14 protein-coding genes are annotated in these 18,013 nt (G+C 36.9%); 9 read left to right on the forward strand and 5 right to left on the reverse strand.

The features are described 5' to 3' along the window. The first annotated feature begins 415 nt into the window (after positions 1-415). Together CHRYMOREF3P_RS06170 and CHRYMOREF3P_RS06175 are read left to right on the forward strand one after the other, a co-directional pair. Complete coding sequence (locus CHRYMOREF3P_RS06170) at positions 416-3,370, forward strand: SusC/RagA family TonB-linked outer membrane protein (RefSeq protein ID WP_180564129.1); 2,955 nt, start codon at positions 416-418, stop codon at positions 3,368-3,370. Between the two features lie 10 nt (positions 3,371-3,380). Then, positions 3,381-4,844 carry a RagB/SusD family nutrient uptake outer membrane protein gene (locus CHRYMOREF3P_RS06175; RefSeq protein ID WP_180564130.1) on the forward strand — a complete coding sequence of 488 codons (1,464 nt, stop codon included), beginning with the start codon at positions 3,381-3,383 and terminating at the stop codon, positions 4,842-4,844. 268 nt (positions 4,845-5,112) lie between these two features. Here the strand turns inward: CHRYMOREF3P_RS06175 and CHRYMOREF3P_RS06180 are convergent, their stop codons facing one another. Further along, complete coding sequence (locus CHRYMOREF3P_RS06180) at positions 5,113-5,625, reverse strand: hypothetical protein (RefSeq protein ID WP_180564131.1); 513 nt, start codon at positions 5,623-5,625, stop codon at positions 5,113-5,115. An 88-nt stretch (positions 5,626-5,713) separates the two neighbouring features. Here CHRYMOREF3P_RS06180 and bla point away from each other — a divergent pair, with 88 nt between their 5' ends. Next, entirely contained in the window at positions 5,714-6,604 is an 891-nt protein-coding gene (gene bla / locus CHRYMOREF3P_RS06185; protein ID WP_180564132.1) for a class A beta-lactamase, read from the forward strand. A 3-nt stretch (positions 6,605-6,607) separates the two neighbouring features. Continuing rightward, on the forward strand, positions 6,608-7,648 hold the full coding sequence (locus CHRYMOREF3P_RS06190; protein ID WP_180564133.1) for a serine hydrolase domain-containing protein: 1,041 nt from the start codon (positions 6,608-6,610) through the stop codon (positions 7,646-7,648). Positions 7,649-7,730: 82 nt separating this feature from the next. On the opposite strand, the gene CHRYMOREF3P_RS06195 is transcribed toward CHRYMOREF3P_RS06190, so the two are convergent. Next, positions 7,731-8,846: an acyltransferase family protein gene (locus tag CHRYMOREF3P_RS06195; protein WP_180564134.1), complete on the reverse strand. Its 1,116-nt coding sequence runs from the start codon at positions 8,844-8,846 to the stop codon at positions 7,731-7,733. 183 nt (positions 8,847-9,029) lie between these two features. Here CHRYMOREF3P_RS06195 and CHRYMOREF3P_RS06200 point away from each other — a divergent pair, with 183 nt between their 5' ends. From CHRYMOREF3P_RS06200 to CHRYMOREF3P_RS06215, 4 genes are all read left to right on the forward strand, one after another. Then, the gene (locus CHRYMOREF3P_RS06200) at positions 9,030-10,094 is read left to right on the forward strand and encodes a sensor histidine kinase (RefSeq protein ID WP_180564135.1); all 1,065 of its coding nucleotides are present in this window, start codon (positions 9,030-9,032) and stop codon (positions 10,092-10,094) included. Further along, the gene (locus tag CHRYMOREF3P_RS06205; RefSeq protein ID WP_077418627.1) at positions 10,087-10,782 is read left to right on the forward strand and encodes a LytR/AlgR family response regulator transcription factor; all 696 of its coding nucleotides are present in this window, start codon (positions 10,087-10,089) and stop codon (positions 10,780-10,782) included. Before CHRYMOREF3P_RS06200 ends, CHRYMOREF3P_RS06205 begins: the two co-directional genes overlap by 8 nt. A gap of 382 nt (positions 10,783-11,164) precedes the next feature. Further along, positions 11,165-11,713: a hypothetical protein gene (locus tag CHRYMOREF3P_RS06210; protein WP_077418626.1), complete on the forward strand. Its 549-nt coding sequence runs from the start codon at positions 11,165-11,167 to the stop codon at positions 11,711-11,713. A gap of 80 nt (positions 11,714-11,793) precedes the next feature. Beyond that, positions 11,794-12,489 carry an ABC transporter ATP-binding protein gene (locus tag CHRYMOREF3P_RS06215; RefSeq protein ID WP_180564136.1) on the forward strand — a complete coding sequence of 232 codons (696 nt, stop codon included), beginning with the start codon at positions 11,794-11,796 and terminating at the stop codon, positions 12,487-12,489. A gap of 65 nt (positions 12,490-12,554) precedes the next feature. Here the strand turns inward: CHRYMOREF3P_RS06215 and CHRYMOREF3P_RS06220 are convergent, their stop codons facing one another. Beyond that, entirely contained in the window at positions 12,555-14,492 is a 1,938-nt protein-coding gene (locus CHRYMOREF3P_RS06220; protein ID WP_077418624.1) for an SPFH domain-containing protein, read from the reverse strand. 444 nt (positions 14,493-14,936) lie between these two features. Here CHRYMOREF3P_RS06220 and CHRYMOREF3P_RS06225 point away from each other — a divergent pair, with 444 nt between their 5' ends. Then, positions 14,937-15,374, forward strand: coding sequence for a hypothetical protein (locus CHRYMOREF3P_RS06225; RefSeq protein WP_077418623.1), 438 nt, complete (start codon positions 14,937-14,939; stop codon positions 15,372-15,374). A 130-nt stretch (positions 15,375-15,504) separates the two neighbouring features. On the opposite strand, the gene CHRYMOREF3P_RS06230 is transcribed toward CHRYMOREF3P_RS06225, so the two are convergent. Continuing rightward, the gene (locus CHRYMOREF3P_RS06230) at positions 15,505-16,305 is read right to left on the reverse strand and encodes a patatin-like phospholipase family protein (protein ID WP_077418622.1); all 801 of its coding nucleotides are present in this window, start codon (positions 16,303-16,305) and stop codon (positions 15,505-15,507) included. A gap of 161 nt (positions 16,306-16,466) precedes the next feature. Further along, a complete protein-coding gene (gene lpdA, locus CHRYMOREF3P_RS06235) occupies positions 16,467-17,855 on the reverse strand; it encodes a dihydrolipoyl dehydrogenase (RefSeq protein WP_047388165.1) in 1,389 nt (462 codons plus the stop codon). Positions 17,856-18,013 lie beyond the last annotated feature (158 nt).

Genomic DNA, 18,013 nt, shown 5'->3' on the forward strand with positions numbered 1-18,013 from the left:
TTCTTTTTACTGGGGTTCATCAATTATTAAATAATTTTGACACAGTTAAAAAAAAATAAACTCTATTCTCATGAATAAGAACTACTTTGATTCTTACCTATGCACTATTATGGTGGCAGCTCCGGCACAGCAAAAGTGTTGTAGAATGTCTGCTTTTTCACAGCACACCTGTATTTCTCAAGACATGTGCTTTGATATGATGTGCAACATGATGATGTCATAACTTTTTAAGAGATACATTCATTACTGTAGGAATGAAAGCCATAAGTTCAAGGCTTCTTTAATCCGGGTACATCTCCTGTACATTTTATTATTCTATTTCTTATATCTCCCTGAAAAAGGAGGAGGAAAGTTATTATTGAGTACAGACAGATCAGCAGTAATACACAGTTCAATTTAAACCTTGATTAATATAATGAAAAAGAAACAATGTAAACTTGGTGTATTAGCTTTGCTCCTATTCGCGGAATATGGCTATGCCCAAACTAAAGACAGCCTTTCCAAAGAAACTTCAATAAAGGAAGTGGTTGTGGTAGCCTTCGGGAAGCAGAAAAAAGAGGAGATCACAGGATCTGTACAGTCATTGAAGGCAAAAGACCTGTCTAATCTTCAGAATGGAAATATTCTTCAGGGAATTGGAGGAAAAGTAGCAGGTGTACAGGTGATCTCTTCCGGTCAGCCTGGTTCTCAGCCAACCATCAGAATGAGAGGAATAGGTTCTATCAATGCTTCAAGCGACCCACTGATTGTACTGGATGGTATTCCTTACAGCGGAAACCTGAACAGTATTGCCGCATCGGATATTGAAAGTATTTCTTTTCTTGAAGATGCTTCTTCTAATGCTCTATACGGATCCCGAGGGGCCAATGGAGTGATTATTGTGAATACGAAAAGGGGGAAGAGTAAAGGAGTAAGTATTGAAGCCGATGTAAGAACTGGTGTCAATTTCAGATCTATTGAGGATTACTCCGTTTATACTTCTCCACAGGATTATTATACTGCTTATTATAACAGAGCCAGAATTGGTGAAATTGCAAGACTGAAGCAGCCCGGTGCAGTTCCTTCCGGACCAAGCCCGCATGACGTGGGACTTGCAGCGCTTACCAAACTGGGGTATAATGCTTATAGCGTTCCTTTTAATCAATTGATTTCAAAGGATGGATCTTTCAATCCTGATGCGAAGCTATTGTATCAGGACAACTGGAAGAAACTGCTTTTCAGACCTGCATTGAGAAGAGAAGCCACGGTAGGAATCAATGCCAATGGAGATCAGGTAAAGTCTTATACTTCCCTTAATTATCTGGATGACAAAGGGTATTTAATATCTTCCGGTTTTGAAAGATTCGGGATCAGATCGAATGTAGATTACTCCATCACATCAAAACTGAAGTTGACCAGTGCTTTGTCTTATACCTACAGTAAGCAGGATTTTGGGGAAACAGGAGGCTTTTCCAACCCTTTCCAGTTTGCCAGAAATATTGCACCATTTTATCCTGTTTTCCTCAGGGATAACAATTATCAGCAATTGTATGACAGCAACGGAAATGCTCTGTATGACTATGGAGACGGACAGGGACCCAATGGGGCAACAAGGTCTTACGCCGTTTTTGAAAACCCTGTGGGCAACCTCCAGAAAGATAAATCTCAGATCATAAGTAATATCACCAATCTTAACCTTGGTTTAAATTATGAAATCATCAAAGGACTGGATTTCACCTATAACTTTGGAGCTTATCTTGAAAATACAAGAAATCTTCAGTTCGGAAATACGGAAGGCGGAACTTCATCTTCTGTAGGAGGTACTATTTCGCAAAGTTCAAATTTTAAATATACTCTGAACCATCAGCAATTGCTTACTTATCAGAAAAAACTGGGAAATCACAGTTTCAATCTTCTTGTAGGTCATGAATTAAACAAAATAAAGGATGATGGTTTTTCAGGTTCAAAACAACAGCTTTTATTACCTGATTCTCAAGCCTTCGATAATGCCGTAAAAATTACCGGGCTATCAGGAAATGGCTATGAATATGCTGTAGAGGGATATTTCACAAGGCTATTGTATAATTATGATGGAAAATATTTCTTTAATGCCAATATCCGTAGGGATGGTTCTTCTGTCTTTTCTCCGGAAAGCAGATGGGGAAACTTCTATGGATTGGGACTGGCCTGGAATATTGCAAAAGAAGATTTTCTTAAGGACAACAGCGTAATTAATTCTTTAAAATTGAAAGCTTCTTATGGGCAGCAGGGAAATGACAACATTCTTTTAGGAGGTTCCAACAGAGATTATTATGCTTACCAGGATATCTACGGAATTAATAATTTCGGTGATGACAAACCCGTTCTTTCGCTTAAAAAACAAGGAAATAAGGATTTAAAATGGGAAACTTCCAAAAATCTGAATGCCGGTTTTGAGCTGTCACTTTTAAAAAACAGAATCACCCTGAATGCAGATTATTTTGAAAGAAAAGTATCGGATATGATCTACACGCTTCCTCTTCCTCCATCCAATGCAGGTTCTTATGTGAAATACGGAAATATAGGAGATATGACCAACAGAGGTGTTCAGGCTAATATAAGTGTGGATATTCTCCGTGGTGATGAGTTCCAATGGAGCGCTTATGCCAATGCCACTCATTATAAAAATAAGATTACAAGATTACCGGCTGAGCAGAGAAATACAGGTCTGGTTTCCGGATTATTTATTCTGACAGAAGGTGGAGACCGCTATACGTATTTCCTTAAAGAATTTGCCGGAGTGAATCCTGAAAACGGAGATGCTTTATGGTACCGTACATCCATCAATCCTGCCACTCAGAAAGAAGAGAGAACTGTCACCAACAATTATAAGGAAGCTACAGATTATAACACTGGTAAATCAGCAATTCCAAAGGTATATGGTGGATTCGGAACAGATTTCAGCTATAAAAGATTCAATCTGGCAGTGAATTTTGCCTATCAGTTCGGAGGATATGGATATGATGATATTTACAGAAGCTTATTCCATTCGGACAGCTACGGATCTAACTATTCAACGGATCTGGATAAAACATGGACTCCTGAAAATCCAACTGCTGAATTACCAAGAGTAGATCTTAATGCTACCAATCAGAATGGAAATTCAACGCTTTATCTGATTAAATCGGATTATATCAGTCTTCAGGATGTAACGCTCTCCTATCAGCTTCCTGATGGTTTCGCACAACAGGCAGGCTTATCAGGTCTGAAAGTCTATGTGACAGGTAACAACCTGTATTTGTGGTCTAAGAGAAAAGGATATGACCCAAGAGCTTCATTAACAGGAGTTTCTGACGCCTACCGATATTCTCTTTTATCAAGTGTCTCTTTAGGTTTTAAACTTAATTTTTAAAAGAACAGGAATGAAAAAAATAAAATACTTTTTAGCAGCGGTAACCATAGGTTTTATGATCACCAGCTGTGCCAATGATCTCAACACTTTACCGGAAGGTGATATTTCAGGTGAACAACTGAATAACGACTCTTCCAGTCCCGAAAAAATTCTTGGCGGAATCTATCTTGATCTTCGCAGTAATGGTGCCGGCGGTACTACCGTTCACTCAGATTTTGGAATTATGGGAATTAAAGCAGGTTCCGACCTGATGTCCAATGATATCATCCAGTCTACGAACCAGCATTTGGGAATGTTTTATAATTACGAAGCTACCAATGCCAGCAACATCGCTTCTGAGATTGTATGGACTACTTTTTATGCAAGAATATTTGTGATCAATAAGCTTCTTGATGGTTTAGATAAAAATGCGAGTGCAAAGAACAGAGCCATTGCAGGACAGTTATTAGCTTTAAGAGCCTACTCTTATTTTTATTTAGTCCGTTTTTATGCCAACGATTATGGCGGTCATCAGTCTGAACCGGGACTTCCATTGGTGCTTACCGCAAGCAATCCCAGCCAGGGACTTCCCAGATCAACTGTTGCTGAGGTGTATGGACAAATCAAAAATGATATTGAGGAATCTATTACACTCTTAGATACTTATGCACGTCCGTCCAGAGCCCAGATCGATAGAAGAACCGCCAAGGCCATTGCAGCTGAAGTATTTCTGGAAACGGGAGATTACATCAAAGCGGCTCAATATGCTGAGGAAAGCAAACAGGGCGTTGGCCTTATGACAGAAGATGATTATACCACCACCGGATTTTCCAATATCAATAATCCTGAGGTAATATGGGGTTTTCATAATACGATTTCTACCATGAGCATTGGAAATTATTATGCCTCATTCTTCTCAATGTTTGATAATACCAACGAAGGATATGCCGGTGCTGCTCAGATCCGTAAACTGATAGACAAACGGCTTTATGAAGCAATTCCGGAAACGGATTACCGTAAAAAAGTGTTCAATGGCAGTCAGGCTGCGGCTTATACCTTTAACGGAAAAACAAAAAACTACCCACCTTATGTAAGCTGGAAATTTAAAGATCCTACTCTTTTTGAAGGAGATTATATTTACATCCGGGCTTCCTCATTATATTATGTACAAGCTGAGGCCCTTGCCAGACAGGGAAGAGAAACGGAAGCAAGACAAGTATTATTCGAGATTACCTCGAAAAGGGATAAGGCGTATACACTCTCTACAAAGTCAGGCAATAACCTGATCAATGAGATTGTCCTTCAAAAAAGGATAGAACTTTGGGGTGAAGGCTACGCGTGGTTTGATATGAAACGATTAAACACCCCTTTAGAAAGAGTATACACAGGGACAAATCATACTTTTGGAAGGTTCAACCTTACTCCTGATAAATTCAGATTCCAGATTCCTAATAAAGAGATTAATAATAACCCACAAATCAAACAGAATGAATAGATAAGCTAAAACAATTTTACATTCAAATATATTCAGTGACGAGGCGCCATTTACAAGTAAATGGTGCCTTTTTTATTAATAATGACTCAGTTGTATGTTTTTCAAACGCAAAGTTTTTATTATTTAAATTATAATTAAAGCAAGCGACAAAGCCGCATGAAGCTTTATGACAGTACGTCCGCTTCAACAGAATCAATGTAGTTGATTCCACCTTTGCTTCCTCAAAAAAAGTAAGGATAAAAAAATAAACTTTGCGTCAAATATTTATCTATTTTACAATAATATCAGACTTATAATTGTCTTTTAAAAGCTCTCCATTTTTATACAAACGCTGGTTAATGACCTTCCCCTTTTCATTGAAATAAAGCCACAAAGCATTTTTCCTCCCTAAAGAATCCAATCGCCCCATTTCTTTCGGCATTTTGTTATTGTGAAGAATCTGGATCGGAAACAGGCCTTTCAAATCTTTTAGAGAATCCATTTTTTCAGGAATCAGTTCCGCTTCATTTCCTATTTTGAAAGTATACTTTTTTCCTTTATCACTTTTAAGAATAAGCTCATCACCTGATATCTCATATTTTCCCTCTGAAAATGGAGCTGTTGAAATCTGATCATAGCTTATATATTCTGTTTTTAAAAATTCAAAAGTTCCGTTTTTTATATACAATGAATATACTCCGCCTCCGGATTGCAGCTCAACATATTTCGGATATTCTTTGTCTTTTTTACAGGAAATAATCGTGAAAAGAATGATAAAAAGGCTAATAGTTTTTATTTTCATGGAACTAAATTATTAAAATATTTACAATAGAAGAAGGAGTGGAAATACATATATTTGGAAATCAAAAAAACTTTAAAACCAGATTCAAATGCAGAAAGGAATTATTTTCACGCTATTTGCGCTCTTATTCAATCTCCTTATTTTTTCACAGCACAAGAAATCTCCTGATCTTAAGAAAACCATTGAATCCATTATCTCCAATAAGAAGGCAGATGTGGGTGTTTCAATCCTTGGAACTGATCAGAAAGAAACAATACAGATTAATGGTAATACATTGTATCCCATGCTCAGTACAGTAAAGTTTCCTATTGCTTTAACGGTGTTGAAAAAGGTAGAAAAGGGTGAACTTTCTTTACAGCAGAAACTATTCATTAAAAAAGAAGAACTTCTCGAAGATACCTGGAGTCCGTTCAAAAAAGAACATCCTGAGGGTAATATAGAAATCAGCCTGGAAGAAGCTCTGAAATGGATCGTTTCCTACAGTGACAATAATATCAGTGATATCCTGATGAGGTTGGTTGGCGGGTCGGAGCCTGTTCAGCAGCTGGTCAACAGTAAAGATTGTATCATTCAAAACAATGAAGAGGATATGCACAAAGACTGGGAATCTCAGTTTGTAAATAAAATAACACCCAACGAAGCTATCCGGCTCCTTACAGCATTCAGTAATGGAAAAATACTGAATAAAGAACATAGTCTGTGGCTCTATAACATTATGCTCAATAACACTGCCGGACCAAAAAGGCTTAAGGGCAATCTTCCGCCACAGGTAAAAGTAGCCCACAGAACTGGAACATCTTTTACCAATAAAGAAGGAATGACAGGCGCTATCAATGATTTCGGAATTATTGAACTTTCAGACAACAAAAAGATATACATCGCTGTTTTTGTTCATGATACCAATGAAAAGTTCGAAAATGCAGAAGCAATTATTGCAGACATCTCGAAAGCAACTTATGACTATTACCATAAAAAATAAGGAATGACCCAAACACAATTATTCTTCACAGCTCTGTTTTCAGCAGTACTGTCTGTTACCGCAACAGCTCAGAAAAAAGACATTTATAAACACAAAATAGACAGCATTATAACGGCTTCCAGTCCAATTGCATTCAACGGCGTTGTCTTGGTTACTCAGAAAAGAAAAATCCAATACCTGAAATCCAATGGGTACAAAGATTTCGAAAAGAAAATCCCGGTGAAAACAGATGACCAGTTTGAAATCATGTCCAATTCAAAGCAGGTTACTGCTGTTTTAATTTTACAGGCTGCTGAACAAGGAAAACTGAGCCTCCACACCCCTATTAAAAAATATCTTCCCGCTCTTACCCAGACCTGGGCAGATACGGTTACTGTACATCATCTTTTGAACCATACTCATAGTATTACAGATATAAATAAACCGACAACGTTCAAAGCCGGCTCCCAATTCAAATACGGTAACCTCTCCTATATGATGTTGGGGGAAATTCTTAAAAACACAACTGGAAAAAGCTTCACAGAACTTGCCACTTCTCTTTTCAAAAAGCTAAAAATGGATAAAACACTGGTATTCAACACCAGGAACAATCAGTCTCTTGTTCCCGGCTATATGAACGAAGACAATCAGTTTGAAAAAGTGAAACAATCATTCCTGAATGATAATATTGCACCTGCAGCTGGTATCATTTCTACGGTGCAGGATCTTGCTAAATGGGATGCAGCATTATTTAAAGGAAAACTTCTCTCTCCTGAGTTTCAAAAGCAGATGCTGACTCCTTCCACAAGCTCCCAGCACAACGTTTTTGGAAAAGAAAGTATGGGGTTTGGTTACAATGTAAGATTTATCAAAGAAGCAGGTCTTGATTATTTTGCAGTGACAGGTCTCGGAGATGGTTTTACATGCCTTAATGTCTATTTTCCTTCTACAGATACTACTTTGGTCATTTTAGAAAATCAGATGCCTGAAAAAAGTGAATACTGGAGCTTTAAAGAGGCTTCGATAAAAAATGTGGTTCTAAAAGCGATGACTTCCAATCAATAATTTTTTATGCTAACTATTTACGAGTCAGTTTCTATTCCGAAACTGACTCTTTTATTTTTTATGCTCCCGCAGATTGAGAAGGCTATACAGATTTTTTTAAAACTTTGGATTTAAGGACAGAGAAAGGTTTTTCAATAACCAAACGGTAAAACAAGCCACCCAAAATACAAGCAAACAGACAAATCAAAAGAGTAATATTATCTGAGGTTTCAAATTTAAAATAGTCAAAAAGTCCCTGCACCATATGAATAATTCCTTTATGTGAAAGGTAAACAGTATATGACAGAGCTGCCAGCTGAGCGGTAATATATGACTTTGAACGATACAGGAAAGACGATTGTGAAATGGCAGCCATCAGAATAATTCCATAGCTTACCGCCACCAGTGTAAACCCAAATACAGAAGCCGTTTTGGAAGCCTGTTCATTACATATCCAAAATGAAATTCCCAGCAATACTATTCCAAGAAAGAAAAGCTTATTTCCATTGCCGGCAACTATTCTTTTGAATATTGAAGAATACTGCATGAGATAACCGATCATGACACCCATTCCCAGGCCATCTAACCGTGTGTGGGTAGGATAATATATTTTCATATACCATAATTTCCAGAAATCTGTGGAAGAAGTATCTGCCACCACAATAAATTCATTCCATGCCATCAGCCTTGCTATAATAGAAAATCCAATGACAGCCATCATCAGAACGGCTATATATCTGTACAGTTTTGTTGGCATAACAATCAAAAGAAACAAAGGAAGAATAAGGTAAAACTGTTCTTCAATACAGAGTGACCATGCATGAGAAAATGTTCCAAAGCTGATGACATCCAGTCCATAATTTTGAGTAAAAGTGACAAACTTCCATAAAGGGGATAAAGCTTCCCTTTCTCTGAAAAAAGGAAATATAAAATAGAGAAAAAGAGTAAAAAAGTAAGCCGGAATAATTCTGAAAAAGCGTTTTATATAAAATGCTTTCAGACTGATATTTCCCTTATCTTCTATTTCTTTGAACAACTGGCCTGAGATCAGAAACCCGCTTAAAACAAAGAAAAGATCCACTCCTGTCCAGCCAAATCTTCCAATGCTGTCGATCCAGCCGGGATGCTTAAATGCCCGATAGTGATATAGTAACACGAGTAAAATAGCAGCAGCCCTCAGGTGATCCAACCCGTAAAGCCTTTCAGAACGTTCCGTCATTATTTTTTTATGCAAATATTGACCAATTTCCAACTCCTTTCTTTCATAGAATCCGAACAACGGCCTATTCAGTACCGACAACAAAACAGGAAGTTTGTACCATAAATGATGTTATCTGACATTATTTTAAAGTATTCTGCATGACATTTCTCTGGCGTAACTTAAGTTTTTATATTTTTGAAGATGATGAAAACTCAATCAGGAACTCAGATCAGACAAACTCTATACTTCCAGCTGTTCTTCTGGATTGCTTTATTTTTATTCGGAACGGCAAGAATGTATGGAGAATATGAAAGTGGAGCTTTTAAAGAAATAATGATTTATAACTTTTGTCACTGGATTTTCCAGATTGCAGGAGCCAATTTTATTTATTTTGTGCTGGTCCGCCATTTTTTTGACCGGAAAAAGTATATTACATTTTCACTGTATCTTATTCTCAGTCTTTATCTTATTTCTGTCATCAACAGGTTTTTCCTTGTTTATATTGCAGAGCCTCTTTTTACCCGGGAAGTGAAAGACAGTGTTTTCAGTATTTTCACAGATATTCCTTACCTCTTGCTCCATTATACATTTACTATTATCAGCGGGGCATTTATCTTTATTTCAATCATGTTTTTTATAAGGTATAAGGATGAAAAGGAACGAACAATCAAACTGCAAAAGGAAAAAACAGAACTGGAATTACAGTCTCTCAAATCCCAGCTCAATCCCCATTTCCTCTTTAATACCCTGAATAATATTTATTCGCTGTCGATCAGTAATTCTGACAAGACTTCACAATCAATCAGCCAGCTTTCTGACATACTGGACTATATTTTACACAAAGGACAGAAAAAATGGGTAACCGTTTCTGATGAACTGGCTATTATTGAACATTATATTGCGCTGGAAAGCCTGCGGTATCATAATGAAAGGTTAAAAATCCAGAAACACACCAGGTTAAACTCCCCAAATACCATTCCGCCCCTGCTCTATCTTACTTTGGTAGAAAATGCCTTTAAACATGGAGCCGGAAAAAGTTCCGAAACCACAGAAATAAAGATTGAAGTGGAAACCAATGATCTTCATTCTGTTTTTAAAATTGAAAACACTTTCTCAGACCACCAGACAGCCAATGAAAAAGGAATCGGGCTGCAGAACATACAAAGACAGCTGCTCCATCATTATCAGAAAAATTTTACCTTCAGTATCTCACAGGAAAACAATATTTTTAAAGTTGAAATAAGTACTCCTTCACATCATGATTAACTGTATTATTGTAGATGACGAACCTCTGGCTATGTCATTACTGGAAAACCATATTTCTAAAATCGACGATTTAAAGTTGGTGGGAAAAGCTCAAAATGCAATGCAGGCTTATAAAACACTGCAAAATCAGACTGTAGACCTTATGTTTCTGGATATTCAGATGCCTCACCTCAATGGAATTGATTTTCTGAAGTCACTGTCTCAGAAGCCCAATACTATTTTCACTACAGCTTACCGGGATTTTGCCATTGAAGGTTTTGAACTGGAAGCGGTAGATTATCTCCTGAAACCCATTACTTTTGAACGGTTTTTCAAATCTGTAGAACGTATCCTGAGAACTACAGCCGACCATACAAAAGATTATATCCTCGTCAAAACTGAAGGAATGCACCGGAAACTTATGCTTTCGGAGATCGTTTATTTTGAAAGCCAGGGAAATGACATCAAGGTAGTACTCGTTACCAATGAAAGGTTTATTTCGAAAAGTAAGATTACAGATCTGGAACAAACGCTATCTGGTAAAGGTTTTGTAAGAATTCACAGATCTTTTATCATTAATTCTACTGTTGTGACGGCATTCAGTAATAATGAAATTATTGTCAACAACCATAAGATTCCCGTAGGAAGAAGTTATAAACAGGAGTTTGATACCTTGATATCTTCTGTTTCAAGAAATAAATTGTTATAAAATTGTTTCCGAAAATTCCACGGTCATGTTTTCTGCTTCTCTTGTAGAATTTAATCTATAATGACATTTTTTTAACATTAATTTTAAATTAGTCATTAGCTCAGCCTTATTTGAGTGATTTCCAATCTGTTTTTCAATGCATTACATCCTATAAATAATGATCAGTCAGTCTTAAAGCAAATTGACTCTGCGCTCACAAAAAACAACCAAACAATTAATTAACAAACACTTACATAAACAATGAAATCCATAGCATCCGCGGATTATCTCATCATGATATTAAAAAAAAATATTACTTTTGCTTAAACAAATAAAATTGTTTTTTAGCTTTTTTATTAGTAAATTTATGTACACCAAGTTGTAAAACATTAAAATTCATTTTATGAGAAAAATAATTCTACTTATTACTTGTATGTTCGGTATTTCAGTTTTCTCACAGATTAAAGTGTTGAAGAATGAAAGTTTGGTGGAAATTGGTAAAGATAATTCTGTTGGTCTCTATAAAAAGGAAGATAAATTTACAGTCAACTACCAGGATCTGAACACCGCCAACCTGAATACAATCCGATCTTTTTCATTTCAGAATATTAATGGTGATGTTACCGGATTATTTAAACTTATTATGGATGGGTTTATCTCTGCTCCTGGTGAAAATATTATCCTGGAACTGCCTAATGATATCATTGAGCTTCATTATGAAAAAAACTATGGCCAGCCAACCGTACAGTTTATCCAGGTGATCAATAAGAACCGGAAATATATAGGAAAATCACAGTTTTTGACCCAAAAACAAGTGGAGAAAATTTTCGGCAGAACCAATGGAAAGTATGCCATGTATGACAGCCCCGGTTCTGTAACCAAAGGAGCTGGTAATAGTGCCTCTACTGCTGCTCCGGCAACAGGTGGAACCAAGAAAAAATCAAAAAAATAATTATATTTTATAAATATTGCGAAACTCATTCTATCGGATGAGTTTTTTTATTTTATTTTTGCAGAAAGACATTAAAACTTATGCCACTTCAGATAATCAATTTAACCAAAAAATTTGGTGAGCAGACTGCCCTTGACAATATCAACATTTCTATTGATAAAAATGAGATCATCGGTCTTCTTGGCCCAAACGGTGCCGGAAAATCTACCCTGATGAAATCTATTGTCGGAGCGCTGAAAATTGACCAGGGTGAAATCATTTTCAATGGGATGAATATCTCAAACCATGAGATTGAAAGCAAAAAGAAAATAGGCTTTCTTCCTGAAAACAATCCGCTTTATCTGGAAATGTACGTAAAAGAATATCTTCAGTTTGTAGCCAATATCCACAAAATATCAGAGTCCAGAGTAGATGAGGTGATAGAACTGGTAGGAATCACACCAGAAAAATCTAAAAAAATCGGACAGCTTTCTAAAGGTTACAAACAACGTGTAGGATTGGCTCAGGCTATTATTCATCAGCCGGATTTACTGATTCTTGATGAACCTACCAATGGTCTGGATCCCAATCAAATCATTGAAATCCGTAATGTGGTAAAACAAATCGGCCAGCAGAAAACCGTTTTACTTTCTACTCACATCATGCAGGAAGTGGAAGCACTTTGTTCAAGAGTTATTCTTATTCATAAAGGAAATATTCTTCAGGACTGCCCTATTGATGAGTTCAAAGGTAAATTTGAAAGCCTGGAAGAGGCGTTTGCAAGTTATACAGTATAAAGAAATACAAAATCGCCCGGAAAAATTTCCGGGCGATTTTTTTTAAATTATTCTTCAAGTTAAAATCAAGAATTGTTATCCGGTTTCTCCTCAATTACAGCAGCCGTTTCAGCATTTTTCTTTTGTACCTGTTCCAAAAGCTGAAGTCCTAAAAGTCCGCTAATTCCGCCATTCGCTGAATCTCCGTTTCCTCCGATTAATACTTCAGGCATTATTCTTACATTCTGGCTGGCAATATTTTCCATGATTTTCAATTGGGTAAAGTTATTTCCGCCCATTGCTTCTACAGATAACTTATAGGATTCTGCATTAGATTTACCAATGGCCAGAATTTTTTCTGCTTCTGCATTACCTGTTAATGAAATTTGTTCCGCATTTGCTTTTGCCAGCAACTCTATCTTTTCTGCTTCAGCTTTTGCGAGAAGTCTTGTTTTTTCTGCTTCACCTGTGGCCAACAGCTTCAATCTGTCTCCTTCTGCATTCGCCTGCAATCTTACGGAATTGGCATCTCCGGTTGCTTTTTTCACTGATGCATCAGCTATTCTTTCCGCAATCACAACACCCTGATCCGCTTTTACAATTTCTTTCTGCATATCAGCAACAGCCGTTTCTTTTTCCAGAGCCTGACGCGTTTCCTGAGCCAGCATTTCAGTTTCGTAAGTAATTTTCTGTTCTTCCGCCAATTTTCTATCCGTTAAGGTTTTCATTAAACTTTCCGGAGGAACAATCGCTCCTATCAAAGTATCTACTGCATTTACATTATATTGTTCCAAAACACTGCTGATGTGGTCTTTTGCCGACTGCTGTCTTTCTTTTCGCGTTCCCAGAAATGCAATCACATCACTATCCTGCGCTGAATTTCTAAAATAATTTCCAATAGTTGGCTCTAAAACCTGGCTTACAAGATTGATCATATTTCCAAAGCGTGCAATCACTTTTGGAGCTTCATACGTCGGAATATGGATGATTTGCGAAACATCAAGATTGAAAGGGAAACCGTCTTTACTTCGTACCGTAATCGTTGAGAGGTTTTTATCCAGCTGGTGAGATTCGCTTCTTTCATAAGCCCAGTTCAGTACCAAATTGGTGGTAGGAACAAGTTCAACCTTCATAATATAAGGATTGATGGGATATTTTCCGGGACCAATGGGTTCTGCCCAAACTCCTTTACGGCTTTTCTCAACAATGTTTCCATGTTTAAAATCAATCCCGCTCAAATCTTGTCCTTCTTCTCCTACATAGCTGATAATAACTCCCACATGGCCAATTGGAATTTCCGTCATTTTCACCATTTCAACTTTTGTAAACCAGGGATTCAGGAAATAAGAACCCGCCAGAATTACCTGCTCCTGAAGACCTTTAAATCCTCCGCTATTTAAAAAAGTATCTACATCCTGAAATTTATTATGTCCATTGATAATTTTACCCGCAATCTGACCTTCTGCTAAAGGGTCTCCTTCCATGGTTGTGATAACCCCCACTGCATTATCAGGAATCTGAGTCATATCCGTTAATTCTATTTCAAATAATAACGTGTTGATTCTATAGGATCCTGGTGCAATAATCGCGGTCTGACGGCCTTTTCTTCCTCCGTTTTTCAAAAAAGCTTCAGCATCCTGAAAAGAATCACAATCAACTTTTCTACCTAAGATTCTTCCGGTTTCTAGTTCTACCCCATCTTTTGCCAGCAATAATCCTATTTTTCCGGTCGGAATCACTGTAAAAGATTGAAAATCGATAGTATATTGCCATATCCATTTTCTGAAATATACGCCCGGAGCTAATGTCTGAGCCTGAAAACCCGCTTCTCCACCGGTTGCAATAATTCTTCCTTCCGGAAGTTCCTGCTTGCCAACCAACACAAATTTCTTGGTTACCAAACCTATTTTGTCCTGAGGAACAATGATTAATCCAAAGAAAATTCTTAAAATGAATTTATAAAAAAGTACGCACAAAAGTGCAATTACGGCCGGAACCATCCAGCCATGAAAAGCTAATTCCATAGTTTTGTTTTTTATTTTTGATTATAATTGAAAACAGGGGTTGTGCTCTGATTCTTCAGAATATGAAAAAACAGAGTACGAATTATGTGATAATTCTTTCGAAAAAATTAAGAAATTACAGGAGGAGATGTATTAAAAATCGTGAAGATGATTTCTGATACTTTTAATAGAAAAAACTTAAAATTAATTAGTTTCATTTTGATAATAAAGGAACGAGATCCTTTGATGGTACAAATGTACAGAAGAAAAGTATTCAGTTGTTTCAAAAACTGACAATATTTCACAAACAAAAATACAACAAATTGATAATCAATACAATTATTTCTAAAAATAAATATTTAGCGGTCTCCGAAATCTCTTCCCGGCACTCTATATTCTTCTTTTTAATTAAAATATGGCGCTATATTTGATAGACTCTGAAATGTTAACCAATAGCCACTCAATATGATAAAGCACATTTTACTAGGAACTTTCTGCTTGGCTCAATTTTCTTTTGTTTATGCCAAAGAGGTTCCGAATCCGAAAACAGATATTTCTGTAGCTTCTTCTGCTCTTCAACAAGTACCCAAAACAGTTATTATTAAAACCAAAAAGTTCAAGATCAGAATCGACAAACAGCCAAACGGCAAATACCTTTATCAGTCATGGAATGCCAATGCAAAGATCACGGCAAAACCAAGCATGATCATCAGCGATGGTGAAATGATTCCTGACGGTACTGGAGGGAATTATTATATCACTTTCAGCAATGAGGGGCACAGCTACCAGATCTGGAGAAATTACCTTACAGATTCTCCTAAAAAAGCGCCTTACACACTGGTTGTCAACGATGCCAATGATAATGAAATTGTACGTCAGGACGGATATGTAGTCAAAAATTAGAATGAAATAAAAGCTGGAAGCTGGAGGAGAGAAACTGGAAATTGTTACAGTCTGTCTATAACTTTACTTTAAGAACTCAAAATTCGCCTTCCTTTGTATAAACTGAAATCCTGCGTTGATGCGGGATTTTTTATGTTCCGGACTGTTTTAATTCTTCAAAATAACCACTGGTTTCATAGCTTTCTTTAGCTGCTTTATAACCAATATTAAAAATCTGTTCCAGCCTGTCTTTTCCACGTTCAAAAGTACCGTAAGCCGCTAGTTTTTGAGAGGAAATGAACCAGTCACAGTAATCAAATTTTATTTTTTCAATTCTATAGGAAAGTAAATCATAGGAACGGGAAACGATTGCTTTAATGGAGTTCAGGTCTTTGATTTTAGCTTCGTTGGGTGGAGAAACAAATACTCCGATGAGCTTATCACAGTCATCTCTGATGATATCTGCCGGAAAGTTGTTCAGTACACCTCCATCACAGTACATTTCCTCTCCAATAATGTAAGGGGTTGTTATTCCGGGAATGGAACACGAGGCAATGATAGCATCCACAATCTCAAAATCTTTGTCAAAAATCTTCTGGGTTCCGGAAACCAGCTCTGTGGCCACAATTTTTACTTCAATATCGAGATCACCCAATTTCATTTCATGAAAAATAGGCTTCAGATAGTTCCGGAAAATCACTGAAGAAACAAACCCCGGCTGATTGAATGTAAAATGTTTCCAGTTGAAAAAATATACAGAATTGAAAAATTCCAGAATTTCTTCCGGCGTTTTTCCGATAGCATGAAGACATCCTACAATAGATCCTGCACTACAGCAGGAAAGGATATCTACTTCAATTCCTTTTTCCTGTAAGAATTTTAATACTCCTGCATGAGCGATTCCTTTGGTACCGCCGCCTGATAAAACAAGTCCTACTCTGTCAAAATTCATAGAATAAATGTAAGGAAACAGCCTGAAATAATCGAGTTAATTTTTATAAATATGCTGATTTTAAAATTATTTTAATAAAATCAATGGTTTTATTAATGTATTTCAACGAAAAAGCCCGGATATCTCCGGGCTTTTATATATTGATTTCTGTATATTTCAGATTAAATGTGAATCACTTCACCGTAAGCAGCAGCAGCAGCTTCCATAATTGCTTCAGAAACTGTTGGGTGCGGGTGAATAGACTTGATGATCTCGTGACCTGTAGTTTCCAGTTTTCTAGCTACCACAGCTTCAGCCACCATATCCGTTACTCCTTCACCAATCATGTGGCATCCTAACCATTCACCATATTTAGCATCGAAGATTACTTTGATAAACCCGTCTGTGTTTCCGTTTGCAGTAGCTTTACCACTTGCAGAAAGAGGGAATTTACCAACTTTGATTTCGTATCCTTTTTCTTTAGCCTGCTTTTCAGTAAGACCTACAGAAGCTACTTCAGGGTGACAGTAAGTACATCCAGGAATATTGCCATAGTCGATTTTTTCAACGTGCATCCCTTTGATTTTCTCAACACAAGTGATTCCTTCTGCAGAAGCAACGTGAGCCAAAGCCTGAGTTGGGATGATATCTCCGATTGCATAGTAACCTGGTACTGAAGTTTCGTACCACTCGTTTACCAATACTCTTCCTTTATCTGTCTGGATTCCTACTTCTTCTAATCCGATATTCTCGATATTAGCAGCAATACCTACAGCAGATAATAAGATATCAGCCTCAAGAGTGATGTTTCCGTTAGCTGTTTTTACAGTAGCTTTTACTCCTTCACCGCTTGTATCAACACTTTCTACAGAAGCGTTTGTCATAATTTCAATTCCTGTCTTTTTCAGAGATTTCTCCAGGTGTTTAGAGATTTCTTCGTCTTCTACAGGAACGATGTTTGGCATAAATTCAACAACAGTTACTTTAGTTCCCATTGTGTTATAGAAGTCAGCAAATTCTACCCCGATAGCTCCAGAACCTACAACAATCATAGATTTCGGCTGCTCAGGAAGAGATAATGCCTGTCTGTATCCGATTACTTTTTTACCATCCTGTGGTAAGTTTGGTAATTCTCTTGAACGAGCTCCTGTAGCGATGATAATGTGAGTAGCTGAATATTCAGTTACTTTACCTTCTTTATCTGTCACAGAAACTTTTTTACCTTTCTGTACTTTTGCAGTACCAAGAATTACGTCAATCTTATTCTTTTTCATCAAGAATTCGATTCCTTTGCTCATTTTGCTGGCAACACCACGGCTTCTCTGAATTACATTCGGGAATTCAAAGCTAGCCTCCACTTTATTCAAACCATAATCTTCAGCATGGTTGATATAATGAAAAACCTGAGCAGATTTCAATAAAGCTTTAGTTGGAATACATCCCCAGTTAAGGCAGATTCCTCCTAAATTTTCTTTCTCGATAATTGCGGTTTTGAAACCTAATTGCGCTGCTCTGATCGCAGTAACATATCCACCAGGACCACTTCCAATGACAATAATATCGTAATTCATTACTTTAAAAATTTTTATGCGAATTTAAGGAAAAATATTGGATGTTTGATGTTTCTGTAAACCGATCTTAAAATGCATCAATAAAGCTATTTTCATTCAATTTTAAACAAATAAAGAGGATACAAACGCATCCTCTTTCAATAAATTTTATTTTATAT

The sequence above is a fragment of the Chryseobacterium sp. JV274 genome (assembly GCF_903969135.1).
Classification (GTDB): Bacteria; Bacteroidota; Bacteroidia; order Flavobacteriales; family Weeksellaceae; genus Chryseobacterium.

Excerpts from the sequence above, each read along its gene's own strand:
- CHRYMOREF3P_RS06200 (WP_180564135.1), top strand. The coding sequence starts at position 9,030 with ATGATGAAAACTCAATCAGGAACTCAGATCAGACAAACTCTATACTTC.
- lpdA (WP_047388165.1), bottom strand. The coding sequence starts at position 17,855 with ATGAATTACGATATTATTGTCATTGGAAGTGGTCCTGGTGGATATGTT.
- bla (WP_180564132.1), top strand. The coding sequence starts at position 5,714 with ATGCAGAAAGGAATTATTTTCACGCTATTTGCGCTCTTATTCAATCTC.
- CHRYMOREF3P_RS06220 (WP_077418624.1), bottom strand. The coding sequence starts at position 14,492 with ATGGAATTAGCTTTTCATGGCTGGATGGTTCCGGCCGTAATTGCACTT.
- CHRYMOREF3P_RS06210 (WP_077418626.1), top strand. The coding sequence starts at position 11,165 with ATGAGAAAAATAATTCTACTTATTACTTGTATGTTCGGTATTTCAGTT.
- CHRYMOREF3P_RS06215 (WP_180564136.1), top strand. The coding sequence starts at position 11,794 with ATGCCACTTCAGATAATCAATTTAACCAAAAAATTTGGTGAGCAGACT.
- CHRYMOREF3P_RS06205 (WP_077418627.1), top strand. The coding sequence starts at position 10,087 with ATGATTAACTGTATTATTGTAGATGACGAACCTCTGGCTATGTCATTA.
- CHRYMOREF3P_RS06195 (WP_180564134.1), bottom strand. The coding sequence starts at position 8,846 with ATGACGGAACGTTCTGAAAGGCTTTACGGGTTGGATCACCTGAGGGCT.
- CHRYMOREF3P_RS06180 (WP_180564131.1), bottom strand. The coding sequence starts at position 5,625 with ATGAAAATAAAAACTATTAGCCTTTTTATCATTCTTTTCACGATTATT.
- CHRYMOREF3P_RS06225 (WP_077418623.1), top strand. The coding sequence starts at position 14,937 with ATGATAAAGCACATTTTACTAGGAACTTTCTGCTTGGCTCAATTTTCT.
- CHRYMOREF3P_RS06190 (WP_180564133.1), top strand. The coding sequence starts at position 6,608 with ATGACCCAAACACAATTATTCTTCACAGCTCTGTTTTCAGCAGTACTG.
- CHRYMOREF3P_RS06175 (WP_180564130.1), top strand. The coding sequence starts at position 3,381 with ATGAAAAAAATAAAATACTTTTTAGCAGCGGTAACCATAGGTTTTATG.
- CHRYMOREF3P_RS06170 (WP_180564129.1), top strand. The coding sequence starts at position 416 with ATGAAAAAGAAACAATGTAAACTTGGTGTATTAGCTTTGCTCCTATTC.
- CHRYMOREF3P_RS06230 (WP_077418622.1), bottom strand. The coding sequence starts at position 16,305 with ATGAATTTTGACAGAGTAGGACTTGTTTTATCAGGCGGCGGTACCAAA.